At 71.3% G+C, this 24,208-nt stretch carries 23 protein-coding genes; 12 read left to right on the top strand and 11 right to left on the bottom strand.

Annotation, left to right across the window (positions count from 1 at the left end; genetic code table 11):
• The first annotated feature begins 79 nt into the window (after nt 1-79).
• From ACIQFZ_RS05870 to ACIQFZ_RS05855, 4 genes are read left to right on the top strand one after another with little or no spacing between them, the layout of a single operon-like run.
• Nucleotides 80-880, top strand: coding sequence for an ABC transporter permease (locus ACIQFZ_RS05870; protein ID WP_383055695.1), 801 nt, complete (start codon nt 80-82; stop codon nt 878-880).
• Nucleotides 873-1,712, top strand: coding sequence for an ABC transporter permease (locus ACIQFZ_RS05865; RefSeq protein WP_402690705.1), 840 nt, complete (start codon nt 873-875; stop codon nt 1,710-1,712). The genes ACIQFZ_RS05870 and ACIQFZ_RS05865 overlap by 8 nt, the downstream gene beginning before the upstream one ends.
• 54 nt (nt 1,713-1,766) lie before the next feature.
• Nucleotides 1,767-2,789: an ATP-binding cassette domain-containing protein gene (locus ACIQFZ_RS05860; RefSeq protein ID WP_365420126.1), complete on the top strand. Its 1,023-nt coding sequence runs from the start codon at nt 1,767-1,769 to the stop codon at nt 2,787-2,789.
• Nucleotides 2,790-2,798: 9 nt separating this feature from the next.
• Complete coding sequence (locus tag ACIQFZ_RS05855; RefSeq protein WP_376650839.1) at nt 2,799-3,488, top strand: DUF1707 domain-containing protein; 690 nt, start codon at nt 2,799-2,801, stop codon at nt 3,486-3,488.
• A 26-nt stretch (nt 3,489-3,514) separates the two neighbouring features.
• On the opposite strand, the gene ACIQFZ_RS05850 is transcribed toward ACIQFZ_RS05855, so the two are convergent.
• On the bottom strand, nt 3,515-4,846 hold the full coding sequence (locus ACIQFZ_RS05850; protein ID WP_402690704.1) for an SGNH/GDSL hydrolase family protein: 1,332 nt from the start codon (nt 4,844-4,846) through the stop codon (nt 3,515-3,517).
• A 201-nt stretch (nt 4,847-5,047) separates the two neighbouring features.
• Between ACIQFZ_RS05850 and ACIQFZ_RS05845 the strand changes: the two genes are divergently transcribed.
• From ACIQFZ_RS05845 to ACIQFZ_RS05835, 3 genes are all read left to right on the top strand, one after another.
• Nucleotides 5,048-6,367, top strand: coding sequence for a DUF445 domain-containing protein (locus ACIQFZ_RS05845; RefSeq protein ID WP_365420134.1), 1,320 nt, complete (start codon nt 5,048-5,050; stop codon nt 6,365-6,367).
• Nucleotides 6,368-6,517: 150 nt separating this feature from the next.
• Nucleotides 6,518-7,990 (top strand): MFS transporter, encoded by a 1,473-nt coding sequence (locus tag ACIQFZ_RS05840; RefSeq protein ID WP_402690703.1) that lies wholly within the window; start codon nt 6,518-6,520, stop codon nt 7,988-7,990.
• A gap of 115 nt (nt 7,991-8,105) precedes the next feature.
• On the top strand, nt 8,106-9,287 hold the full coding sequence (locus ACIQFZ_RS05835) for a hypothetical protein (protein WP_402690702.1): 1,182 nt from the start codon (nt 8,106-8,108) through the stop codon (nt 9,285-9,287).
• A gap of 114 nt (nt 9,288-9,401) precedes the next feature.
• Here the strand turns inward: ACIQFZ_RS05835 and ACIQFZ_RS05830 are convergent, their stop codons facing one another.
• From ACIQFZ_RS05830 to ACIQFZ_RS05820, 3 genes are all read right to left on the bottom strand, one after another.
• A complete protein-coding gene (locus ACIQFZ_RS05830; protein ID WP_365420143.1) occupies nt 9,402-9,920 on the bottom strand; it encodes a levansucrase in 519 nt (172 codons plus the stop codon).
• A 34-nt stretch (nt 9,921-9,954) separates the two neighbouring features.
• Entirely contained in the window at nt 9,955-10,503 is a 549-nt protein-coding gene (locus tag ACIQFZ_RS05825) for a DUF2269 family protein (RefSeq protein WP_402690701.1), read from the bottom strand.
• A gap of 124 nt (nt 10,504-10,627) precedes the next feature.
• Nucleotides 10,628-10,936, bottom strand: coding sequence for a hypothetical protein (locus ACIQFZ_RS05820; RefSeq protein ID WP_365773713.1), 309 nt, complete (start codon nt 10,934-10,936; stop codon nt 10,628-10,630).
• A gap of 214 nt (nt 10,937-11,150) precedes the next feature.
• On the opposite strand from ACIQFZ_RS05820, the gene ACIQFZ_RS05815 reads away from it, so the two are divergent.
• Nucleotides 11,151-11,624, top strand: coding sequence for a carboxymuconolactone decarboxylase family protein (locus ACIQFZ_RS05815; RefSeq protein WP_365420151.1), 474 nt, complete (start codon nt 11,151-11,153; stop codon nt 11,622-11,624).
• Nucleotides 11,625-11,740: 116 nt separating this feature from the next.
• Nucleotides 11,741-11,938 (top strand): DUF1737 domain-containing protein, encoded by a 198-nt coding sequence (locus tag ACIQFZ_RS05810; RefSeq protein WP_365420154.1) that lies wholly within the window; start codon nt 11,741-11,743, stop codon nt 11,936-11,938.
• Between the two features lie 26 nt (nt 11,939-11,964).
• Here ACIQFZ_RS05810 and ACIQFZ_RS05805 read toward each other — a convergent pair whose 3' ends face one another.
• Complete coding sequence (locus ACIQFZ_RS05805; RefSeq protein ID WP_402690700.1) at nt 11,965-12,951, bottom strand: Lrp/AsnC family transcriptional regulator; 987 nt, start codon at nt 12,949-12,951, stop codon at nt 11,965-11,967.
• A 123-nt stretch (nt 12,952-13,074) separates the two neighbouring features.
• Here ACIQFZ_RS05805 and ACIQFZ_RS05800 point away from each other — a divergent pair, with 123 nt between their 5' ends.
• Both ACIQFZ_RS05800 and ACIQFZ_RS05795 read left to right on the top strand, forming a co-directional pair.
• A complete protein-coding gene (locus ACIQFZ_RS05800; RefSeq protein WP_402690699.1) occupies nt 13,075-14,514 on the top strand; it encodes an MFS transporter in 1,440 nt (479 codons plus the stop codon).
• Entirely contained in the window at nt 14,511-15,689 is a 1,179-nt protein-coding gene (locus ACIQFZ_RS05795) for a M20 family metallopeptidase (protein WP_402690698.1), read from the top strand. The genes ACIQFZ_RS05800 and ACIQFZ_RS05795 overlap by 4 nt, the downstream gene beginning before the upstream one ends.
• A 58-nt stretch (nt 15,690-15,747) precedes the next feature.
• Here ACIQFZ_RS05795 and ACIQFZ_RS05790 read toward each other — a convergent pair whose 3' ends face one another.
• Both ACIQFZ_RS05790 and ACIQFZ_RS05785 read right to left on the bottom strand, forming a co-directional pair.
• On the bottom strand, nt 15,748-17,652 hold the full coding sequence (locus ACIQFZ_RS05790) for an FHA domain-containing protein (protein WP_402690697.1): 1,905 nt from the start codon (nt 17,650-17,652) through the stop codon (nt 15,748-15,750).
• Nucleotides 17,653-18,044: 392 nt separating this feature from the next.
• Complete coding sequence (locus tag ACIQFZ_RS05785; RefSeq protein WP_365773719.1) at nt 18,045-18,662, bottom strand: helix-turn-helix domain-containing protein; 618 nt, start codon at nt 18,660-18,662, stop codon at nt 18,045-18,047.
• Between the two features lie 222 nt (nt 18,663-18,884).
• Between ACIQFZ_RS05785 and ACIQFZ_RS05780 the strand changes: the two genes are divergently transcribed.
• A complete protein-coding gene (locus ACIQFZ_RS05780; RefSeq protein WP_402690696.1) occupies nt 18,885-20,501 on the top strand; it encodes an MDR family MFS transporter in 1,617 nt (538 codons plus the stop codon).
• 150 nt (nt 20,502-20,651) lie between these two features.
• Here ACIQFZ_RS05780 and ACIQFZ_RS05775 read toward each other — a convergent pair whose 3' ends face one another.
• From ACIQFZ_RS05775 to ACIQFZ_RS05760, 4 genes are read right to left on the bottom strand one after another with little or no spacing between them, the layout of a single operon-like run.
• The gene (locus tag ACIQFZ_RS05775) at nt 20,652-21,407 is read right to left on the bottom strand and encodes a ferredoxin (protein ID WP_376650833.1); all 756 of its coding nucleotides are present in this window, start codon (nt 21,405-21,407) and stop codon (nt 20,652-20,654) included.
• Nucleotides 21,404-22,219 carry an ABC transporter ATP-binding protein gene (locus tag ACIQFZ_RS05770; RefSeq protein WP_365430602.1) on the bottom strand — a complete coding sequence of 272 codons (816 nt, stop codon included), beginning with the start codon at nt 22,217-22,219 and terminating at the stop codon, nt 21,404-21,406. Before ACIQFZ_RS05770 ends, ACIQFZ_RS05775 begins: the two co-directional genes overlap by 4 nt.
• The gene (locus ACIQFZ_RS05765; RefSeq protein ID WP_402690695.1) at nt 22,216-23,304 is read right to left on the bottom strand and encodes a FecCD family ABC transporter permease; all 1,089 of its coding nucleotides are present in this window, start codon (nt 23,302-23,304) and stop codon (nt 22,216-22,218) included. Before ACIQFZ_RS05765 ends, ACIQFZ_RS05770 begins: the two co-directional genes overlap by 4 nt.
• Nucleotides 23,301-24,170, bottom strand: a complete 870-nt coding sequence (locus ACIQFZ_RS05760) for an ABC transporter substrate-binding protein (protein ID WP_402690694.1) — start codon at nt 24,168-24,170, stop codon at nt 23,301-23,303. The genes ACIQFZ_RS05765 and ACIQFZ_RS05760 overlap by 4 nt, the downstream gene beginning before the upstream one ends.
• Nucleotides 24,171-24,208 lie beyond the last annotated feature (38 nt).

The following is a 24,208-nucleotide window of genomic DNA, read 5'->3' as shown; positions in this document are numbered from 1 at the left end:
CGGAAAACACGTGGCATGTCACGCCCGGCACGCATTAAGCTCCCGCGCTTTCGGTGTCGTGGCCTGGGAGGCGGTGCACGTGGGCGCAGGACGGTTGTACGCGGCCGTCGCGGCGGGGGGATTCAGACGGTACGCGACGTATCGGGCGGCGACGGCGGCCGGGGTGTTCACCAATACGGCATTCGGGCTGATCCTGGTGTACACGTACCTCGCGCTGTGGGACGTTCGGCCGCACCTGGGTGGTTACGACCAGGCGCAGGCCGTGACGTACGTGTGGCTGGGGCAGGCGTTCCTGGCGGCCCTCGCGATCGGCGGGGGCGGCGTCGAGGACGAGTTGATGGAACGCATCCGAACGGGTGACATCGCCGTCGACCTTTACCGGCCGGCCGACCTCCAGCTGTGGTGGCTGTCGGCCGACGCGGGCCGGGCGATGTTCCAGTTGCTGGGCCGCGGAGTGCTGCCCTTCGTGTTCGGGGCGCTGCTCTTCCCGGTGGCCCTGCCGTCGGACCCGCTGACCTGGGCGGCGTTCCTCGGGGCGGTGCCGCTGGCCCTGCTGGTGGGGTTCGGGATCCGCTTTCTGGTGGCGCTGAGCGCGTTCTGGCTGCTGGACGGCGCGGGCGTGGTGCAGATGGCCTGGCTGGCCGGGTACTTCTGCTCGGGGATGCTGCTGCCGCTGAACGTCTTCCCGGGCGCGCTGGGCGAGGTGGTCCGGGTACTGCCCTGGTCCTCGCTGCTCCAGGCCCCCGCCGACATCCTGCTGGGGCACGCGGACCCGCTCGACACCTACCTCTTCCAGGGCGCGTGGGCGGTGGCGCTGCTGGCGGCGGGGCGGCTGGTGCAGTCGGCGGCGACGCGGCGGGTGGTGGTGCAGGGTGGCTGAGCTCAACGCGGACCCGGCCGGCAACCGGCTGGTGGAGGGGCTGCGCGCCTACCGCCTGATCGCCGCGATGTGGATCCGCTCCACGATGGCCTACCGCGCCTCCTTCGTCATGACCACCGCCGGCAGCTTCGTCGCGACCGGACTGGACTTCGTGGCGATCCTGCTGATGTTCTCCCGCGTCGACGCGCTCGGCGGCTACGCGCTGCCCGAGATCGCCTTCCTGTACGGGCTGTCCGCCACCGCCTTCGGGCTCGCCGACCTGGTGATCGGCTCCATGGACCGGCTGGGGCGGCGGGTGCGCGACGGCACCCTCGACACGCTGCTGGTCCGGCCGGCTCCGGTGCTCGCGCAGGTGGCCGCCGACCGGTTCGCGCTGCGCCGGATGGGCCGGGTGACGCAGGGGGCGCTGGTGCTGGGCTGGGCGATGTCACGGCTCGACGTCGACTGGACGCCGCTGAAGCTGCTGCTGATGCCGGTGATGCTGGTCAGCGGCTGCGGGATCTTCTGCGCGGTGTTCGTGGCCGGGGCGGCCTTCCAGTTCGTGGCGCAGGACGCCTCGGAGGTGCAGAACGCGTTCACCTACGGCGGCACCACGCTGCTCCAGTACCCGCCGACGGTGTTCGCCAAGGAGCTGGTGCGCGGGGTGACGTTCGTCCTGCCGTTGGCCTTCGTCAACTGGCTGCCCGCGCTGTACGTGCTGGGGCGGCCGTATCCGCTCGACCTGCCCCGGTGGACCGCGTTCGCGCCGCCGCTGGTCGCGGTGGCGTGCTGCGCGCTGGCGGGGGCGGCCTGGCGGGTGGGGCTGCGGTCGTATCGGAGTACCGGGAACTGACGGGAACTGACGGGAACTTAAAGGGGCGAAGGGGAGAAGGGACGTACAGGGCGTATGGCGACGGCGGTGGACGGTGTGGAGGGCAGGGACGGCGTGGACAGTGGGGACGGCGCGGGCGGTGGTCTCATCGAACTCGACCGGGTCGAGAAGGTCTTCGACGTGCGGAAGAAGACGGGGTTCCTGAGGCGCGAGCGGCGGCAGGTGCGGGCGGTCGACTCGATCTCCTTCAGCGTGGCGCGCGGGGAGATGGTCGGCTACATCGGCCCGAACGGCGCGGGCAAGTCGACGACGATCAAGATGCTCACCGGCATCCTGACGCCCAGCGGCGGCCGGCTGCGGGTCGCCGGCATCGACCCCTCCCGCGAGCGGACCCGGCTCGCCCGGCGCATCGGAGTGGTGTTCGGGCAGCGTACGACCCTGTGGTGGGACCTGCCGCTGATCGACTCCTACCGGCTGATGCACCGCATGTACCGCATCCCCGACGGCCGCTATCGAGAGAACCTCGACCGCTGCGTCGAACTCCTCGAACTCGGCGAGCTGTTGGACGTACCCGTACGGCAACTCTCGCTGGGCCAGCGGATGCGCGGCGACATCGCGGCGGCCCTGCTGCACGACCCGGAGGTCCTCTACCTGGACGAGCCGACCATCGGCCTGGACGTCATCAGCAAGGCCAGGGTCCGTGGGTTCCTGCGCGATCTGAACGCCGAACGCGGTACGACGGTGCTGCTGACCACGCACGACCTTCAGGACATCGAGCAGCTGTGCTCGCGGGTGATGGTCATCGACCACGGGCGCCTGATGTACGACGGCCCCCTCACCGGCCTGCACGAGGCGGGCGAGAGCGAACGCACCCTGGTCGTCGACCTGGAGCGCGAGGTGCCGCCGATCGAACTGCCGTCCGCGCGCGTGGTGCGGGTCGAGGGGCCCCGGCAGTGGCTGGCCTTCCCGGCGGCCGAGTCGGCGGCACCCCTGGTGGCGCGGATCGCGGCGGAGTACCCGCTGGTGGACCTGTCGGTGCGGGAGCCCGACATCGAGGCGGTCATCGCGAGGATGTACGCCGAGAAAGCGGTCTCGTAGGCTGCTGCCATGACGGAGGACCTGCCGGAGCTTCGCGCTTCCGACGCCGATCGTGAACGAGTCGTCGAACATCTGCGGGACGCCCTCGCCGAGGGGCGGCTCGACATGACCGAGTTCGAGGAACGGCTGGAGGCGGCGTACCAGGCGCGCACGTACGGCGAACTCGCGCCGCTCACCCGGGACCTGCCCGTGCCCGGGGTGGTCGCCCCGGCGGTGAGCATGGTCAAGCAGCCTGTACAGGACGGCAGTTGGGCGTCGCGGGTGGTCGGCGGCGAGGGGTCCTCGTCGTGGGCCGTCGCCATCATGGGCGGGTTCGAGCGCAAGGGGCGCTGGACCGTGCCCAAGCGATTCGACTGCTTCACCTTCTGGGGCGGCGGCAGCATCGACCTGCGCGACGCCAACTTCGCCGACCACGAGGTCGTGATCAACTGCGTGGCGATCATGGGCGGTGTGGATGTGATCGTGCCGCCCGGCGTCGAGGTGGTGGTGCGCGGCATCGGCATCATGGGCGGCTTCGACCACCGCGAGGACGGCGCGCACAGCGAGCCGGGCGCCCCGCGCGTGATCGTGACCGGCGTGGCGTTCTGGGGCGGCGTGGGTGTCAGGCGGAAGCCCACCGAAGCGGAACGGCGTCGCCTGAAGGAACAGCGCCGCCAGGAGAAGCTGGAGCGCAAGGAGGAACGCCGCAGGCTCGAGTAGCCGCGGCACCCCTGCCACGGCGCGGCCTACAGCTGTGCCTGCCCCGCCTTCTTCAGCAGCCTCAGCTCGAACACCTTGGCCATCTCCCGGTACCCCAGGTCACTGGGATGCAGATGGTCCCCGGAGTCGTACTCGCCCCGCAGCCGCCGGGGAGCGTAGGGGTCTCGCAGCGCCTTGTCGAAGTCGACCACCGCGTCGAACACCCGCCCGCTGCGGATCTCCGCGTTGACCTGCTGCCGTACCGCGTCCCGCGCGGACGTGTACCCGCGGTGCCCCTCGAACGGCATCAGCGTCGCCCCGACGACCATCAGCCCGCGCGCGTGCGCCCGCGTCACCAGCGTGCGCAGCCCGCCGGCGATCTGCTGCGGGTCGGCCAGCCGCGGATTGCGCAGGATGTCGTTGACGCCGAGCTCGATGACGACGACCTTGGCACCGGTCCGGTCCAGCACGTCCCGCTCGAACCGGCTCAGCCCGCTGGGGTTGTCCGAGGGCCGCCCTAGCCCGTCGGTCAGCACCTGGTTGCCGCTGATGCCCTCGTTGACGACGCTGTAGCGCGGCACGTCCCGGTCCTCCTCGACCGCCGCCCACAGCCGGCCGGACAGGACGTCGGTCCAGCGGCGATCGGCGCCGACGGTGGAGGTGACGCCGTCGGTGATCGAGTCACCGAGGGCGACGACCGTCCCCTCGGCCTCGTCGCTCAGCACGTCCAGCGCGGTCAGATAACGCCAGACCGTCGTCCGCTCCGTGTACGGCGCTCCGGTCACGTCCTCGGTGCGGTCGCCCTGGGCGACGTAGGAGATCTGGCGGGCGTACGGGTGGTAGGTGACCGGGCCCGACGGAGTGGGGGAGTAGGTGGTGACCAGGACGTCGCCGCCCCGCGGTACGGCGATGCGCACGGAGTCGCTCATCACGTGCCCGCCGGCCGGTACGACGACCGAGGGGGCGCCGGCGAAGGTGAGCCGCCGCATGGTGCGCGTGGCGGCGGCCGCGGTGGCGTCACCGGCGGCGACGGCGATCGAGGCGTGGGTGACGTACAGCGGCGCCTGGCCGTAGAGATTGGACAGCGTGATCCGGGCACTCGTCCCGGCGACGCTCGTGTGCACCACGTTGCGCACCGAGCGGCCCGCCATGCCGTTGAGCGCCGTGCCGGGTTCGGCAGCGGCCGGGGAGGTGGCCCAGGTGGCGACCCAGGTGCCGGAGGAGGCCGGGGCGGCGGAATGGCCCGGCGCACGGCCGGTGGCCGGCGCGTCGGCCAGGCGGCCGGTGCCGGAGGCGATCCCGGCGTAGATGGCGGCGGAAACGACGACGATCAGTGCGACGATCGCGGTCAGTAGGGCGTAACCGTGGCGTCTGGTCATGGGGGTGATGCTCTCCTCGGGCGACGCCGGCCGGAGCCCCGGCAATCCGATCTGATGGGCACATGGTGGGTCATGAGCCCGGGGAGAATTGGCTGGATCCTGCCGACCCCCCTCCGGACAGACGCCGGGAACTCTTGTTCCGTTCCGGGAGTCGGTCAGGAAGGGACAATGGTGCGCGGGATCACCGAACAGGTGGAGTGGATGGAACAAACGACACAGGCCGGCCGGGGAACGGCGGACGCCGTCTCCCAGCGCTCGATGACCGTGTTCAGCCCCGCCGACGAGGAACGGCGCCGCGGGGTGCGTCGCATGAAGCTGACCGCCACCGGGATGCTGCTGTTCGTCGCCGTGGTGTACGTGCTCGCCAAGTGGGGGGAGCACGCGGGCGCAGGCACCTGGACGGCGTACGTCGCCGCGGCTGCCGAGGCCGGCATGGTCGGCGCGCTGGCCGACTGGTTCGCGGTCACCGCCCTCTTCCGCCACCCCCTCGGCCTGCCCATCCCGCACACCGCGATCATCCCGACCAAGAAGGACCAGCTCGGCATCTCGCTGGGCGAGTTCGTCGGCGAGAACTTCCTCTCCGAGGACGTCGTACGGCAGCGGCTGCGCGCCGTCGGCATCGGCAGCCGCCTCGGCGCCTGGCTCGCCCAGCCGGAGCACGCGGACCGGGTGACCGCGGAACTGGCCACCGCGCTGCGCGGCGCCCTGGCCGTGCTGCGCGACTCCGACATCCAGGCCGTCGTCGGCGAGGCGATCACCCGCAGAGCCAACACGCAGGAGATCGCGCCCGGCATCGGCAAGCTGCTGGAGAAGGTCGTCGCCGACGGCGGCCACAAGCGGGTCGTCGACCTGGTCGTCTCCCGCGCGCACGACTGGCTGGTGCTGCACAGCGACTCCGTGATGGACGCCGTGCAGGGCGGCGCGCCCGGCTGGACGCCGAGGTTCGTCGACAGGAAGGTCGGCGAGCGGGTCTACAAGGAGCTGCTGCGCTTCATCACCGAGATGCGGGACATGCCCTCGCACCCGGCGCGCGGCGCGCTCGACCGCTTCCTCACCGACTTCGCCTCCGACCTCCAGTCCGACACCGACACGCGCGCGCGTATCGAGCGGCTCAAGGGCGAGGTGCTGCGCCGCGGCGAGGTCCAGGATCTGATCGCCTCCGCCTGGACGGCCGTACGGTCCATGATCGTGGCGGCGGCCGAGGACGAGCGCAGCGAGCTGCGCCTGCGGGTCCGCGCCTCGCTGCTGTCCCTGGGCGCCCGCATGGCCGAGGACTCCAAGGCGCAGGGCAAGGTCGACTCCTGGGTCGAGGGCGCGGCGGTCTACGTGGTGACGACCTACCGCAAGGAGATCACCTCCCTGATCACCGACACCGTCGCCGGCTGGGACGCCGAGCACACCACCCGCAAGATCGAGGCCCACATCGGCCGCGACCTCCAGTTCATCCGCATCAACGGCACGGTGGTGGGCTCCCTGGCGGGAGTGGTGATCTACGCGGTGACGCGGGCGATGGGGGCGTAGGGCCCGGCCGGCGGACGGGACGGGTACCCGGGCCCTGTCGTCGCGTTCCCGCCTGTCGCGCGCGGTCTGGGCCGATCGGCCGTCCGCCGAGCGTGATCCACGCGGTTCGGGGGAACCCGCATGACGTTCCGCTCGTCGTGGAGGGAGCCCATGGCCACCGCCGAGGCCGAGACCGGCCGTACCGTGACCACCGACATCCCCGCCCGCCTGGACCGCCTTCCGTGGTCGCGCTGGCACTGGACGATCGTCGTCGGTCTCGGCACCGTGTGGATCCTCGACGGTCTGGAGGTCACGGTCGTCGGCAACATCGCCAGCCGCCTGTCCGAGCCCGGCAGCGGCCTGTCGATCAGCTCCGCACAGGTCACGGGTACCGCGGCCGCCCTCTATGTGGCGGGCGCCTGCGTCGGCGCCCTCTTCTGGGGCCGCCTGACCGACCGCTACGGCCGCAAGAAGCTCTTCATGATCACCCTCGCGGTGTATCTGGCGGCCACCGCCCTGACCGCGGCCTCCTTCGAGGCCTGGTGGTTCTTCCTCTTCCGCTTCCTGACCGGCTTCGGCATCGGCGGCGAGTACGCGGCCATCAACTCCGCGATCGACGAGCTGATCCCCGCCGCCTACCGCGGGCGCGTCGACCTGATCATCAACGGCAGCTTCTGGGTGGGCGCCGTCGGCGGATCCCTGCTGTCGATCCTCGCCCTGAACACCGGCATCCTGGCCGCCGACCTGGGCTGGCGGCTGACGTTCGCGCTCGGCGCGGTCCTCGCCCTGGTGATCCTCCTCGTCCGCAGGCACGTCCCGGAGAGCCCGCGCTGGCTGCTGATCCACGGCAGGGACCGGGAGGCGGAGGAGGTGGTGACCGATATCGAACGCCGGATCGAATCCGAGCGGGACGAGCCGCTGCCCGAGCCGCGCGGCCGGATCACCATCCACCAGCGCCGCAACGTGAGCTTCGTCGAGATCGCCCGCACGGTCTTCGCCGACTACCGCAGGCGCGCCGTCCTCGGCTTCTCCCTCTTCATCGGCCAGGCCTTCCTCTACAACGCCATCACCTTCGGCTTCGGCGCGATCCTGACCAAGTTCTTCCACGTCCCCTCGGACCACACCGGCTACTACTTCGCCGTCATCGCGGCGGGCAACTTCCTGGGCCCGCTGCTGCTGGGCCGCCTCTTCGACACGGTCGGCCGCCGGGTGATGATCTCCTCCACCTACCTGCTGTCCGGCCTGCTCCTGTTTGGCACGGCCTGGCTGTTCGGCCGCGGCACGCTGAGCGCCGGCACGCTGACGGCCTGCTGGTGCGTGGTGCTGTTCTTCGCCTCGGCCGGCGCCTCCAGCGCCTATCTGACGGTCTCCGAGATCTTCCCGATGGAGACCCGGGCGATGTCCATCGCCTTCTTCTACGCCCTCGGCACCGCGGCCGGCGGTATCAGCGGCCCGCTCCTCTTCGCCGACCTCACCAGCACCGGCAGGGTCGGCGACACGGTCCTCGCCTTCCGGATCGGCGCCGCCCTGATGTGCGCGGCGGGCCTGGTCGCCGCCTTCCTCGCGGTCAAGGCCGAACGCCGCTCCCTGGAGGACATCGCCACACCGCTGACGGCGGTGAAGACACCGGAGGCGTTGCCCTAGCCGGTACGGCCACTTAGCGCCACGCGGGGCGGGAACTCGCGGACTTGCACAACCCTTTGCCGAGGTGAGTGGTCATGTATGCATCACGTTGATAACTGATGTCACCGAGGTGAACATGAAGTTCCGTCGTTCTCTGACTCTCGCGGCGGCGACGGCCGCCATGGCCCCGGCCGTACTTCTCGCGGCCCCGGGCGCGTATGCGACGGACGACGCCTCACCTGCGAGCACGGCGACGGTCACCACCGCCGCTGAGGACGATCCCTCTTCGACCGAGGGGGACACGAACCCGCCTCCGGGGGACTCGACCCCGCCCGCGGGGGACACGAACCCGACTGGTGGCACGAACGACGGCACCGGCCCGGGCGGGCCCGGCTCTGCCGAGGACAGCGCCGAGAAGGCCGGTACCGGCGCGCACGGTTCGGCCGGAGAAGGTCAGGGCGGCTCGGCTGGTGAGGGCGGCGCGGGCAAGGACGGGGAGAGCGCTGCCGCGGACCCCTCCAAGCCTGGCTCAGACGACCCGAAGGGCGAGGACGAGCCAACCGGCAACTGGTGCGGTCCCTACGGCAGCAACTACGAGCTGTTCGCCAACGTGGGACGCGAATTCCCTAATACGGTCGTCGCCGGCAGCGGGTTCCACGCCTTCACCTACCACGTGGCGAACAGAAGCGATCAGGACCTCAAGAACGTCGAACTCCACATCTCTGGCCAGACATACGACTATGCGACCCATAAGATCGAGTACAAGTACCTCAACCTCCAGTACAAGGACCCGGCCACTGGGGAGTGGTCGGACATTGACATGATCTCGAACGAATACCGCATCTTCACCACCGTTGATGTCGCGGCCCACGAGTCCTTGACCATGGACCTGCGCATGAGTGTGGCCGGCGACGCCCCGGCCGGTATCGGCGAGATCGTCACCAACGGCCGGTACGCCCTCGAAGACGGCACCTACTGCCGCTCCTACCAGGACATCTTTTCCGAGTTCAACATCGATGCGGCCGGCAGCGACACAGGCAACCCGCCGGAGACCGAGCCCGGGACGAAGCCCGGAACCGAGCCCGGGACCAAATCCGGGACCGAGCCCCAGGGCGGCAAGAACGAGAACTCGCCGGCCCCTACCGCCACCGTCACTGTCACCAACGGGACGAACACGAACGGCCGACTGGCCGAGACCGGCGCCGGTTCCGCCCTCCCGGCCCTCGCCCTGGCCGGCGGCCTCGCGGTCTGCACCGGTGTCGGCGCGGTCTACGTAGTCCGCCGACGCAAGGCCACGCACGCCGGCACCACAGCCTGACGCACGACGAGGTGAACGCGGTACGGACACACAGGCGGAGCCTCACCGCCGGCCGCCCCGGCGGCCGCACCGGCCTCATCGGAGGAACTGGTCGGCCGCCTCGGCGCCGGAGGATCAGTCGCCGTAGAAGTACCGCGTGCCCTTCTCGATGAAGTGGGAGGCGTAGACCCGGCCGAGGACGGGCTTGCCGCGGTACATGCCCACATAGCGCTGCCCGCTGTCGACCACCACCGGCCGCGCCATGCAGGCGAACTCGTTGCGCTGCTGCTCCTCCGCCCACCGCACGGCGGCGGGGTCGACGTTCTCGCTGACCAGGACCGGGAAGGCGGCGACCCCGGTCTGGAGGCCCACGGGCAGCCCGCCCTTGGTGTCCTTGGCGTACTTCAGGACTCCGTAGGTGAAGCCCCTGATGGCCTCCACGGTGATCTCGGGGACCGCCGCGGCCACCGTGAACAGATGCAGATTCGTGGCCATCCAGCGCATCCGGAAGTCGGAACGGCGTCCCACGAGCACGGGCATCCCGTGCCAGTCCTCCCACCGGGTACCGCAACCGTCGGCCCGCAGCCGGCCCTCCAGGGCGGCGAGGTAGGCTCCCGCCCCCGACTGCTGCTGCCCGAACCCCTGTTCATACATGAGCGGGATCCTATGCCCGCCGTGACGCCGCCCGTCAGGCTCCCGTCGTGGAGCCCGGCCTGACGATCATCAGCACCGTCACGGCGGCCCACAGCAGGTTGAACTGGCCGGTGAACATGGCGAGCCGAACGGTGGCCCTGGAGGTGAGGGTGGGGGCGGCGGCCGTGGGAGCGGTGACGGTAGTGGTCGTCGCGGCACCGCCGTCCCCGTCCCCGCCGTCGGTGCCCTCTGCCACCTGCCGTTCCTCCAAGGCCTCGGCTATGGCGGTCTGCCGGGGCAGCACCAGCGCGACGAGGACGACGGCGGCGAGCGCGGTGAGGACGATCGACACGATCAGCCAGGTGTCGCCGAGCACGCCCATGTTCTTGGCCGTGGCGAACCCGAACACCGGGACGGCGACCCCGACGACGGCGTAGACCCGGCAGATGCGCAGCAGCAGCCTCACGGTCTCCACCGCCCGCGGGTCCTCGGGCGAGGCCAGCGCCCGGCGCGCGGCGGGCGGAAACATGCTGGCGGCGACGGTGACGGGCCCGATGGCGACGATCGCGGCCAGGACGTGCACGGCGAGAAGGAACTTGGTCACGCCCCGACGCTAGACACCGCTCCGATCTTGAAGAAGTGGCGAGAGTGACAGGGATCAACGGATTCCCGCCACCACCCCCGGCGCGGACGATCGGCGGCCCTGCCCACCCCTCTGGGGCAGGGGCCTAGCGGGCGTCCCGCCGGTCGGCGACGGCCCAGGAGGCAAGGGCGACCGCGCCCGCGACGGTGAACACGGACGGCCAGGCGCCCACCTTCTTGGCCAGCGGATGCGACCCGGCGAAGGCGGCGACGTAGGCGGCGGTGAGCGCCCCTGCCGCCTTCCCGCCGGCCCGCTGCCGCCACTGCCACGCGGACGCGGCCCCGGCGACCGCCAGCACGGCCCCGCCCAACTCCCGCTTCCCGGTCCACCGGGCCACGCCGTACCCACCGACGAGCCCACTCGCGGCGACCACTGCCGCAGGAACCCTGACCATCGCTGCCTCCCGCACTCATAGGACAAACCAGGCTAACCCGCACGTCAGGCGGCGGACCGACGGGGCCTGCCGCCCCCGTCGAATGGTGAGACGCAGGTCACATCAATTGCCCCGGCGGGTCTGTCACACATCGTGGACGGGTTCCGTCGTAGGTGTGTAAGCGAAACCAAGCGAAGCATTACGAAGCAGAACGAACCATCACAAGGAGCCCAGGATGGAAGCCCGTCTCAACCTCTTCGGCAACGCCCTCGCCGCCAAGTTCCTCCGCCAGATCAACGCCGCGGGCAAGACCGTGTCGGACTCGCCTCTCCCGGCCTCGACCCAGGAACTGGTGAAGATCCGCGCCAGCCAGATCAACGGCTGCGGCTTCTGCCTCGACATGCACACCAAGGACGCCGCCCACGCCGGCGAGACGGCCGTACGCCTCAACATGGTCGCCGCCTGGCGCGAGGCCAAGGTCTTCACCGAGGCCGAGCGCGCCGCCCTGGAACTGGCGGAGCAGGGCACCCGCCTCGCCGACGCCGCGGGCGGTGTCACCGACGAGGCCTGGGCCAACGCCGCCAAACACTACGACGAGGACCAACTGGCGGCCCTGGTCACCCTCATCGCCATGATCAACGCCTACAACCGCCTGAACGTCATCGTCCAGCAGCCCGCGGGCGACTACGAACCGGGCATGTTCGGCTGACCCGGGACCTGGCACCCACTCGACCGCAACGGCCTGCTCGTCGACCTCGTTGGCCCGCTCGTCGACCTCAACGGCCCGCCCGAGGGCCCGTCGAGCCGGCCTGAGACCCTTTCCCCATGACCACACCACCAGACGGACTGCCCCGTTACCGGGTCCTGACCGGCCCGGACGACGCCTCGTTCTGCCGACGCGTGAGCGAGGCGCTCGACCTCGGCTACCGGCTCCACGAAGGCCCGGCCCTCACCTTCGACGGCGAGAACGTCGTCGTCGCCCAGGCGGTGGTCTGGCCGACGGGGCCGGAGGGGCGGGCGTAGGGCCGTGCGGCCGGTTCCGGGGCCGGTCAGACGACCACCCCGGCTCTCTTGTACGAACGCAGCAACAGCGCCGCCTCCGTCCCCGTCACTCCGTCCAGCTCCGCGAACACCCGCGTGGTGAAGTCGTGCACGTCCTGGGCCGAGCGGTGGCTGGAGTAGCCGAGAACGTTCGCCCGGCCGGTGGTGATGACCAGGTGCCGTACGTCGGATTCACGGGCCAGGCGGCGTACGGCCGCGTCCAGCGCGCGGTGTTCGACGGAGAGCCGGAAGCGGGCCTCGACGGGGAAGCCGAGCACACCGGGCTCGGTGTGCAGGCGCAGGTGCAGCACGTGCGAGTCCATGAGCCGGGCGAGCCTGCGCCGGGCCGTGGTCTCGCTCACGCACAGCTCGCGGGCGAGCCGGGCCATGGGGATGCGCGCGTCCCGCTCGAGCAGAGCCACCAGATGGCGGTCGAGTTCGTCGATGACCAGCGGCTCGGGCAGGGAGCCGCCCTCGGCGACGCGACGGCGGGACGGCGTGGGCTCCTGGCGGTACGGGTCCCAGTCGTTGGCGGTCAGCAGGAGTCGTAGGACCACCGCCGTGTGCACGTCGGTGACACCGGGAATGCCGGCGATCGATCCGTCCACCGTGGTCAGGAGCTGCTCGGGGCCCGGCACGAGGACCTCGGCCAGCACCTCGGGCGAGCCGGTGGCCACGTCCACGGAGCGGGTGTCCGGACGGCGCGCGAGCGCGAGCGCCACCGCGTGCAACTTCCCTGGCGCGCAGCGCACCGCCAGCTCCACGACCAGTCCCTCGCCCAGGTACTCGGGCACCAGGAACGCCGTGAACCGCACCAGGCCGGAGCCGATGAGCCGGTCCAGCCGGCGCGCGACGGTGCGCTCGTGCACCTCGAGGCGGCCCGCCACATCCGCCCAGGCGGCCCTGGGGTCGCGGGCCAGCAGCCGGAGGATGGCGTGGTCCAGCGTGTCCAGGGCCGACGGAACCGCTTCGCTGGGCTTGCCTGAATCCGCCAACGATCACCTCTCAAATGCTCGTTTCCACTGAATATTCGGGGAGTCATTGCCGAGACTAAGCCGTTCGGGCGACCTTGAGTGGCACTTTCCGCCAGCCACTTTCCGTGAACAGGTGCGGCTTCCATGAACGACACCCCGATCCTCGCCCCTTCGCCCGCGAGACCCGCCCTCCGCCCGACCCCGGTCGCCGCGGTGATCGTCTCCCTGGTCCTGGTGGAGCTGTCCAGCGGCATCACCCAGGGCTTTCTGGGCCCGCTGCTGAAGGGGCTCACCACCACCCTGCACGTGAGCGTCGCCGAGCTGAACTGGATCAGCATCGCGAACCTGCTCTCCAGCGTCGCCTTCACGCCCATCCTGTCCCGCCTGGGCGATCTGCACGGCCACCGTCGCGTGCTGCGCTGGAACCTGGGCATCGTGCTGATGGGCTCGGTCCTGGTGGGGCTGAGCCGGTCGTTCGGGCTGCTGCTCGCGGGACAGGTGCTCCAAGGCGCGTTCGCCGGGTTCTTCCCGCTGCTCGTCGGCATCCTGCGCAACCGGCGCACCGCCGCCGAGAGCCGGCGCGGCATCAGCTTCATGGTGGCGGCGCTGGTCGGCGGGCTCGCACTGGGCACGGTGAGCAGCGGCCTCATCGCCGAGTACGTGGCGGCCCCGACCGCCGCGCTGTGGGTGCCCGCCGCCGCGGTGGGCCTCGCCCTGGCGGTGACCTGGCCGCTGCTGCCGGAGACCGAGGAACGGCCGGGCGGCTCCGCGGACTGGCTCGGCGCCGGGCTGCTGTGCGTGGGGCTCGTCGCCATCACGCTGGGGCTCGGGCAGGGCGGCGCGCCCGGCTGGGAGTGGACCTCGGCGAGGAACCTGTGCTGTCTGGCCGGCGGTGTGCTGGTGACGGCGGTGTGGGTGCTGGTCGAGCTGCGGACCGCGGCGCCCGTCATGGACGTGCGCCTGTTCCGGCGGCGCAACGTCGTCGTGGTCGCGGTCGTCACCCTGACCTTCAGCTCCTGCATGCTCGGCCTGCTGGTCGCCAACCCGGTGTTCCTGAGCACCTCACGCGCCGAGGCGGGCTACGGGCTCGGGCTCACGCCGCTGGCCACCGCGTTCGCGCTGCTGCCGAACATGCTGGCGCTCGTGCTCGGCGCCCTGGTCGCGCCCGCCGTCGCCGCACGGCTCTCCGACCGGCGGACCCTGTTCGCGGGGTCGCTGCTGATGGCTGCCGGAAACCTCGCCGTGTACGTCTCGCACAGCAGCCTCGTGCCCTACCTGACCTGCACCGCCGTCGTCGGTCTCGGCAGCGGGCTGCTCCAGCACTCCACCCGGACCCTCGCCGTCGAGGCCGTACCGCACGACCAGACCTCGGTGGGCTCCGGCATCAACGAACTCCTCATCAACGTCGGCGGCTCGCTAGGCGCCGCCGTGGTGCTCTCCGTCTTCGCCGCCGAGACCGTGGCGGGCAGGTCGCTGCCCGCCGTCACCGCCTACACCCACGCCTGGGCGATCTGCGCCGCCGTGTCCCTGGCGGGCGCGCTCGTCTCCCTGCTCTACCGCCGCCCCGCGAAGGAGGCCCTGTGACCAGCGCCCAGCTGAAGGAACGCTGCCGCGACACCGTCACCCGCGCGCAGGACCAGGTCCTCGCGCTCAGCCACAGCCTGCACGCCGAACCGGAACTCGCCTACGAGGAGCACCGGTCCGCCAGGAAGATCGCCGACCTGGTCGAGGGCGCGGGCTTCGCGGTCGAACGAGGCGTGTGCGGCCTGCCGACCGCCTTCACCGCGACCGCCGGCTCCGGGGACCTGGTCATAGGGATCTGCGCCGAGTACGACGCGCTGCCCGGCATCGGCCACGCCTGCGGCCACAACGTCAACGGCGCCGCCGCCACCGCCGCCGCCCTCGCGCTCGCCTCCGTCGCCGACGACATCGGCGTCACCGTCAAACTCCTCGGCACGCCCGCCGAGGAGTACGGCGGCGGCAAGGCCGACATGCTGCGCGAAGGGGCCTTCGACGACGTGGCGGCGGCGATGATGGCACACGCCGCGCCCACCGACGCCATCGGTATGACCTCGCTCGCCATCAGCAGCTGGAAGGTCGCGTACACCGGCCGTACGGCGCACGCGGCGGCGATGCCGCACCGCGGGGTGAACGCCGCCGACGCGATGATGATCGCGCAGGTCGCGATCAGCGCCTACCGGCAGCAGATGACGCCCGGCACGGTCGTCTCCGGCATCGTGACCTCCGGCGGCGAGGCACCCAACGTCATCCCCGGCCGTACGACCGCGGACTACGACTGCCGCGCCGAGACGATCGACGAACTGCGGGAGCTCCAGGCCCGGGTGCGCGCCTGTTTCGAGGCAGGGGCACTGGCGACGGGCGCCGAGCTGGCGCTCGAAACAGTCGGCAACGACTACGCCGATCTGCGGCAGGACCTGGACATGTGCGCGCTGTACCGCGAGGCGGCGGGCGACCTCGGCCGCACCGTGCCGCCGCGCGACCCCCGGCTGCGCGGCGGGTCGACGGACATGGGCAACGTCTCGCAGGCCGTGCCGTCCATCCACCCCATGATCGGCTACGACTGCGGCGACGCGATCATGCACAACCCCGATTTCACGCGATACGGCACGACCGCGAGCGCCGACCTCGCCGTCCTGGACGGTGGGCTCGCCATGGCATGGACGGCGCTGGGCCTCGCGACCGACGAGGGGCAGCGGGTCCGGTTGCTGAAGCGGCTGGCTGAGCGGGGCTGTTGCTAGTTCTCCTGGGTCGCCCTGGCCCAGCGTCAGGTCTTCAGGTCTTCGGCTCTTCGGGTCTTCAGGTCTTCAGGCGGGGATCGGGCTGCTTCGTGACGGGTGTCGGTGAGGGGACCTGTCGGTAGAAGATGTCGATGTCGACCTCTTCGCCGCCGACGGTCAGGGTGTCCCAGGCCCCGCTCGCGAGCAGGGTGCGGACGGTTTCGGGCTTCAGTTTCCGCAGGTGGTCGCGGAGGGTCGCGTCGTCCGGCATGCCAGGGACCCGAGGTGAGAGGCGGTCGCGGATCTCCCGCAGCCGGTCCATGAAGGCGTCGATGTCCGCCTCGTTCGCCTTGTCCGCCGCGCCGTCCGAAGCCTCCGGCGAGGCCGCCTCGATGCTCTGCGCGATCGTGTCCTTGATCGCACGGGTGTCGCCGTGTTCGTCGGTGGTCACCATCGCGTTCCAGGCACGGCTCTTGTGCCGGTACTGGAGCATCGACATCGCCGCCTCGTGACGGACGAAGTCGGCGTCGCGGAAGGCCTTCCCCCGCCAGGCGTTGCTGAGGGAGCGGGCGAGCGAAATGGCCGACGCGAGTCCGCTGTTGAGCCCGCGCCCCGGCCAGAAGTGGATCGCGTTGGCGGCGTCCCCGAGCAGGAAGCCGTACGTTCCCGGGGTGTTGGACGTCGTGGAGTGGAGCCGGGCGGTGAAGCGCGGCCGCTGCACCATGTCCAGGCGGAACCCGGTGACGGCGCTCAGGTTCTTCTCGGTGACGCCGAAGAGGACCAGGCCCTCCAGCACGCGCTTCCACAGGGCCGACCCCTTGACCAGGGCGGGCAGGAACAGTGTGCCGTGGGTCGAGCAGCGGAAGTCGCCTTCCTCGTTGCGGCCCATGAGACAGGGCCGCGAGGCGACACACTGCTCGAACACGTGCCGGACGGGGTCGACCCCGATCACCTCCTGGGCCTCGGCGTCGGTGAGGCGCATGTTCAGGAAGCCCTCGCCGCGCAGGGAGTTCAGGAGGAAGCGGTTCTGGGCCACCGTCAGCAGGACGGCCATGGGGTCCGGCAGGTCGGACTTCACCCGCAGCCCCAGCACGACGTCCTGGACGTGCTGCCCCTTCAGGGAGTAGATCGACGCGTCGGGGGCGCCGAACTTGTCGCTGAGGTGGTCCCGGGTCCGTGAGCGACCGCCCTCGCAGATGGCGAGTACGTGGTCCTTGACCACCGTCTCACGCTGCTCGGTCGCGTCGAAGCGGGTGGGAACGAGCCGGATCCGGTCGGATTTCTCGTTCGCCATCTCCAGGAGGACGTCCTCGACGTAGGCGATCCGGATGTTCCGCGGGCCGTAGCCCTGCACGGAGTCCGGCCCGGCCGGCCACATCTCGGTGTACGCATCGGCGCCGAACAAGCGCTCCTGGACCTTCTCGGGGAGGTTCAGGTACTGGCGGCTCTGGACGGTCACGACCTGCTGCCGCCGGACATTGCCCTGTGCCTCGTTCTTCCAGGCGACCCGCGAGCCGTCCTGGGTCCAGCGGCCGTCGTAGACGGTGATGGCCACGCGTCGCCCCATCAGGTGCTCCAGCAGCAGGGCGAAGCTCAGCCCCACGGGACCGCCGCCCGACACGGTGACGTTCAGGACCGGCCCCGGCGCGGCGGCCGCGAGCGGGTTCGGGACATCCGTGATCGTCTCCATCGCCTCGGGGATCTCGAAGCAGAAGACCTCGTCGCCGATCGTGATCTCGTCCCCGGACGCGAGGACGTGGGACGTCACCTGCCTCCCGTTGACCAGCGTCCCGTTGCGGCTTCCCCGGTCGTACAGGACGTAGCGGTCGGCCTCCCGCAGTACCTCCGCGTGCAGACGCGAGGCCCGCCCGCTGGCGATCACGACACTGCTGTCACCGCTGCGGCCGAAGGTGACCGGAGTGGCACCGACAGAGAACCGCCGCCCGGCCAGGGGCCCCACACGCCCGGTGATCGAAGCCGGCATGGCCACTCCCCCCTTGGAACTGTCTGTACCGGCCCCCGGCCGGCCGCGGTCATCACGCCGACCGACTCAACCCGCTGTGCTGCTCCTCGGAACGCCCTACGGAGACGTCCGGCCCATCAACTCCGGGCGGACGCATGCCCTTTCCCCGGCATGTCCCACCCCGAAATTCGACAGCTCGACACAGCCAGCCATGGTCCCCCCACGCCCGTTGCCCCAGCCCCCAACAGGTGGGTTCCAGGTTCGCGCCATGGTCGCCTCCGCGCAAGGCCGTAAGGCGGGAAGGTGCAGATCAGGTGTGGTGTGGCGGGAGGGGCGTGGGGGGAATCAGGGTTCAGCGTGACCAGTGTTGAGAGCAGCGGCACGATTGCCGGAGGGGCCGGTCCGTTGCGACGTCACGTCCGCCTCAAGGCGTCCGGAGCAGGCTCTGCGTCGCACTCGGTCGGCGGGTTCAGCAGTTGGGCGATGTCGCGGGCGGCGGCGACGATCTGCTCATTGCTCGCCTCCAGGCCCTGAGCCGCGAAGAAGGCGAGGTTGACGCTGAACAGGGCCATGCGGATGCGCAGTGCCTCCTCCACGGAGGCGTTGGGACCGGTGAGGGCGTCGAAGAGGGCGGTCAGCCGCTCGAAAACGTTCTCCCGGCCGGGATGCAGCTCCTTGACGACGTGCTGGTTGGCGAAGGCGAACCGCACAGCCTGCAGGCCCTGCTGAGAGAGCAGGTCGATCATCCGGTCGATGGCCTGCGCGCGCAGTCGCGGGCCGGGAGGCTGCGTACGGGCCCAGTCGACGAGTTCGTCCAGGGCCGCCAGGTGCTCGGTGAACAGCGAGCGGACGATGTCTTCCTTGCCGTTGAAGTGGTAGTACAGGGCCGCCTTGGTGATGCCCAGACGCTCGGCGATCTCTCGCAGGGAGGTGGCCTCGTAGCCCTGCGCGGCGAACAGTTCCAGGGCCACCTTGCGGATCTCGGCCTTGGTGTCGCTGCCTCGTCGGTGTCCCGCGCCCGCCATCTCCATCCGCCTTCTTCCTTCTGCGCCACGTCCGGCCGATCTTCGTCGCCGGGGGTCTCGCTTGCAAGCTTACCGTCCGGCAAGTAACTTACTTAACGGCCGGTAGGTGACGCCGCGATGTCGAAGCAGGCTCCCCCGCACCGCCCGTCCACGCAGGCGCTGCGGGGCGGGTGTGCCACGTGCTGGTCCGCTACCCGCCAGAAATCCCGTTCCCAGAAAGGCACTGCCATGGCGTCGACCGCAGCCAATCCCGACCAGGGGTCACCGCCCCGCTTCACCCACCGCGAGATCATGGTGACGATGAGTGGCCTGGTCATCGCGCTGCTGCTGGCCATGCTCGACAACATGATCGTGGCCCCCGCTCTTCCCACGATCGTGGGCGACCTGGGCGGGCTCAACCACCTGGCCTGGGTGACCACCGGCTACATCCTGGCCTCCACCGTCGCCACCCCGATCTGGGGCAAGCTCGGCGACCTGCTCGGCCGCCGGATCACCTTCCTGGCCTCCATCGTGATCTTCCTGGTCGGCTCGGCGCTGTGCGGCATGTCGCAGAACATGGGCGAGCTGGTCGGCTTCCGCGCTCTCCAGGGCCTCGGCGCCGGCGGCCTGATGGTGGGCGTCATGGCGGTGGTGGCCGAGGTCGTGCCGCCGCGTGAGCGCGGCAAGTACCAGGGCGTGATGATGACCGTGATGCCGGTCGCCATGATCGGCGGACCGCTGGCCGGCGGTTTCATCACCGACCACCTCAGCTGGCGCTGGGCCTTCTACGTCAACCTGCCGCTGGGCGTCGTCGCCCTGCTGGTGTGCTGGTTCACCCTGGCCAAGCTGCCGCGAGGCACCGGTCGGGTGCGCATCGACTGGACCGGGGCGGCCCTGCTCTCCGTCTGGATCACCGCGCTGGTCCTGATCACCAGCTGGGGCGGCAACGAGTACGACTGGTCCTCGGCGGTGATCATCGGCCTCGCGGTGGTGACCGTGGTGGCCTTCGTCGCCTTCGTGTTCGTCGAACGCCGCGCCGCCGAGCCGATCATGCCGCTGTCGGTCTTCGGCAACCGTGACTTCTCCCTGGCCGGGGCGCTGAGCTTCATCGTCGGCTTCGCCCTCTTCGGCGGAGTGACCTTCCTGCCGCAGTTCCAGCAGTTCGTCCAGGGCTCCTCCGCCACCAACAGCGGCCTGCTGCTGATGCCGATGATGCTCGCCTCGATGGTGACCTCGCTGGCCGGCGGCGCCATGATCAGCCGCACCGGCCGCTACCGCGTCTGGCCCATCGCCGGCACCGTCCTGATGGCCGTCGGACTGGGCCTGTTCGCCACCATGGACACCGGCACCTCCCGCACCGTCACCTCGCTGTACATGGTCGTCCTCGGCGCCGGCATGGGCTGCCTGATGCAGACCACCATGCTGATCGCCCAGAACAACGCCCCGCTGAAGGACATGGGCGCCGCCACCGGCGCCGCCACCTTCCTCCGCAACATGGGCGGCTCCCTGGGCGTCTCCCTGCTGGGCTCGATCTACGCCTCCACCCTCACCGACTCCGTCGTCTCCCACGGTGGCATGGCGGCCGGCTCCGGCGGCTCGGCCTCGGTGTCGCAGATGACGCCGGAGATCCTCAAGAGCCTGCCCGCGGCGGCCCGCCAGGTGTTCCAGCAGGCCGTCACCGACGGCGTCAGCTCCGTCTTCACCTGGGGCGCGGTGGTGGCCGCCGCGGGCCTGCTGATCGCCGTGCTCATCCGCCAGGTGCCGCTGCGGGGCTTCGAGGCACCGGCCCCCGCCGACACCTCCGGACAGCCCGGAGCGGCCCAGGACGACCAGGAGGCCACCGAGAAGGCCCCGGCCGGCAGCTGACGGCCCCTCGCCTCCCCTCTCCGCTCGCGGATGTGCAGGAGAGGGGACTCTCCCTCCCCGTCAGGGGACGGCCGGGGAGGGAACGCCGCCCGGGCCGGTCCATCACGGACCGGCCCGGGCGGACCCGCGTGGACGCCGCGGTGGCCGTGATCAGTATTCCTCGCGGCCCGTCCGGTCCTTCCTGCGCCGCGGAAGCCGGTGTGCCGCGACCGGCCGGCCCCCGACGAGGTGGTCGGCCACGATCGTGGCGGCCGCCGCCGGGTCCACGTGCCCGTACCAGACGTCGTCGGGCTGCACGCTGACCACCGGCGCCTGGTTGCAGGGGAACTGGCACCCCGTCTGCACCACGAGGACGTCGTCGTCGCCGAGCCCGTGCTCCGCCAACTGCCCCACCAGCGCGCGCACGCTGTCGTCCGCGCCCTTGGCCGTGCAGCGCGGCCCGCGGCACACCATGACCTGGTGCCGGTGGCCGGTGACCTCCTCCCAGGCCGGAGAGGTGAGGCCGGGTTCCCCGCCGGTGATCGGCCTGACGGACGCCGTGGCCGCGGCCACGGCGTCCGCGGAGTCGGCCAGCCGGGTGGCGACGAGCAGCCCGGGGCGGTGGCCGGCGCGCTCCCGCCACCAGTACGCCGCGATCCGCCGCAGCCAGGAGTGGCCCGGACCCGAGGCCCCGAGGCGGACCCCGATCAGGACGACGGTCTCCGCGCCCGTCTCGGCCAGCCTGGTCAACTCGGCGGACAGGGACGGCTCGCCCTGCTGCAGGAACGCCGTCGTAGCACCCAATGGCGCGGCGGCTCCGAGCAGTTCGGCCCGGTGGTTGGCCTCCGCGAGGGACATGCCGACCAGGACCGTGGCACGGCCCGCGACGGCGGCCGTTGAGGGGGCGCTCGTACGGTTCTGGCTCATGACGCGGGCCCCTCGGGAAGCAGTCCGTTCCACCGGATGTGCGGCCTGTCGTACCGCGGGTGCCGCTCCACGGTCGCGTCGACTCCGTAGACACGCGCGATCGTGGCCGAGGTGAGCACCTCGGAGGCGGGCCCATGGGCCACCAGGCGGCCGTCGAGCAGCACGGTGACGTCGTCGCAGTAGGCGGCGGCGAGTTCGAGGTCGTGCAGGGCCGCGACGGTGGTGATACCGAGCCCGCGTACGGTTTCGAGGAAACCGAGCTGGTAGCGCAGGTCCAGGTGGTTGGTGGGCTCGTCCAGCAGGAGCACCCCGGGTTCCTGTGCCAGGGCCCGCGCCAGCTGGACCCGCTGGCGCTCGCCGCCGGAAAGAGACGACCAGGTCCTGTCGAGCAGCCGCCCGACGTCGGTGGCGGCGACGGCCCCGGCGAGCACCGACCGCTCGTGGTCGGCCGCGGCGCCCGCCACAACGGGCCACCGGCCGCGGTGAGGCGTGCGCCCCAGGTCAATGACCTGACGGGCCGTCAGCGGCAGTGCGGTATCGGCCTGCTGTTCCATGAAGGCTACCCGCCGCGCGCGCCGGCGGGCCGGCAGGGCGTACAGGTCGCCGCCGTCGAGGAGGACCCGGCCCGACTGCGGCCGGCGCAGTCCGGCCAGCGCCCGCAGCAGCGTCGTCTTGCCGGCCCCGTTCGGCCCGAGCAGGCCGGTCGTCCTGCCGGGGGTGAAGCCGAGCGTCACGTCCGTCAGCAGCGTGGCGCCGTCGACGCGCACGCCGACGCCCTCGGCGCGCAGCCCCACCGGTTTCGTGCTGATCACGGCCGACCCCCTGCGGCCGACCCGCCGTCTGTCCGGCGCCACAGCAGCCAGGCGAAGAACGGCGCGCCGAGCCCGGCGGTGACGACGCCGACGGGGATCTCCTGGTCCGGGAGCACCGAGCGCGCCACGATGTCACTGCCCACCAGCAGGGACGCGCCGACGAGTGCGGACAGGGGCAGCAGCAGGGCGTGGCGCGGGCCGCACACCAGGCGGACGACGTGCGGCACGACCAGGCCGACGAACCCGATGACACCGGTGTGGGCGACCAGGCACGCGGTCACCAGCGCGGCCGTGGCGACCAGGGCCCAGCGGGTGCGTTCGACGTGGACGCCGAAGGAGCGGGCCGCGGTCTCGCCGAACGCGAACGCGTCCAGGTCCCGGGCGGCCGCGACCATGACCACCGTGCCGACGACCGCCACCGCGGTCAGGAAGAGGGCCGTGCCCCACCGCACCCCGGCCACCGAGCCCAGCGTCCACTCCATGACACCGCGGGCGGCGTTGCGGTCACCGAGGACGAGCACGACGAACGACGTGTACGCGCCGCAGATCTGCCCCACCGCGATGCCGGCCAGCACGGTCCGCGCGGCCGGCAGGGACCGGGTGCGCGCGGCGGCCAGCGCCAGCACGACGACGACGGCGAGCAGGGCGCCGGCGAAGGCGGCCGCCGGGAGCGCGCCGACCGCCGCGGCGCCGGAGGCTCCGACGCCGAGGACGATCACGGTGACCGCGCCGACGGCGGCGCCGTTGGAGATCCCGAGCAGGTAGGGGTCGGCCAGGTCGTTCCCTGTCAGGGTCTGCAGCACCGCGCCGCAGACCGCGAGCCCCGCGCCGGTCGCGGAGGCTCCCAGAACCCGGGGCAGCCGCAACTGCCAGACGATCTGGTCGTCCAGCAGCGTGACGGGGGAGTTGCCGAGGCCGAGCCGGCGCAGAACGACATCGGCGACGACGTGCGGCGGCTCGTGGACCGACCCCACGGCGAGGCCGAGGAGGACGGTGACCAGCAGCAGGACCACGGCAACGGTCAGGCCCGCCGCCGCGCGACCCGCTCCCGCGGGCCGTGCGGCGGGACGATCCGCCACCGTCATGAATGCGGGCGCAGCTTGCTCAGGCCGGCCGAGACACGGGCGGCACCGTCGGCGAGGCGCACGCCGGGCGTGGTCTCGGAGAACGGCACGACCACGAAGGCGCGGTGCCGGACGGCGGTGAGCTTGCTGAGCACCGGGTCGTGCTCCAAGTAGTCGATCTTGGCCTGTGCGGTGTCCCAACCGGCGTCCGCGAGCACGATGACGTCCGGGTCCGCCGCCGCCACCTTCTCCCAGCTCACGGTCTTCCAGCCACCGGGCAGCGTGCCGAAGACGTTGTGGGCGCCGACGGCGTCGAGCACGAGCTGGGGTCCGCCGTGGCCGGCGCCGACGAACGGGGCCTTGGTGTTCGAGTCGTACCAGAGCACGTTCAGGCCCTTGCCCGCCGCCTTGGCCCTGAGGCCGGCAAGCTGCTGCTTCTGCTCCTTCTGGAGGGCGGCGGCGCGCGGTGCGACACCGAACACCTCGGCGATGTCGCCCACTTCGCCCCACACCGCCTGGAAGGAGACCGGCGGCACCTGCTTGCTGTCGGCGCAGCCGAACGGGGACAGGTACGACTCGATGCCCTTGGAGCTCAGATCCGCCCGCGTGCCCGCCACCTTGTCGCTGAACGCGCTGGCGTAGGAGGCGTAGAGGAAATCCGGACGCGCCGCGAGGAGCTTCTCCTTGGTCGGGTACTCCTTGGAAAGGACCGGGACGGCGTCGTAGGCCGCCTTCCACTTCGTCGGGACCGCGTCGTCGAGGAACGCCGTTCCGGCCATCCGGGACTGCAGACCGAGGGCCAACGCCACTTCGGTGGCACCCTGGTTGAGGGTGGCCAGCCGGCTCGGCGGTGCCGCGACGGTCGTGGTGACGCCACAACTGCTCACGCTCACCGGCGCCGGGCGGCTGCTCCCGGCCGCCGCGG

Source organism: Streptomyces sp. NPDC093064 (assembly GCF_044754605.1).
Lineage (GTDB): Bacteria > Actinomycetota > Actinomycetes > Streptomycetales > Streptomycetaceae > Streptomyces.
This window is presented reverse-complemented; position numbering and strand designations above follow the sequence as displayed.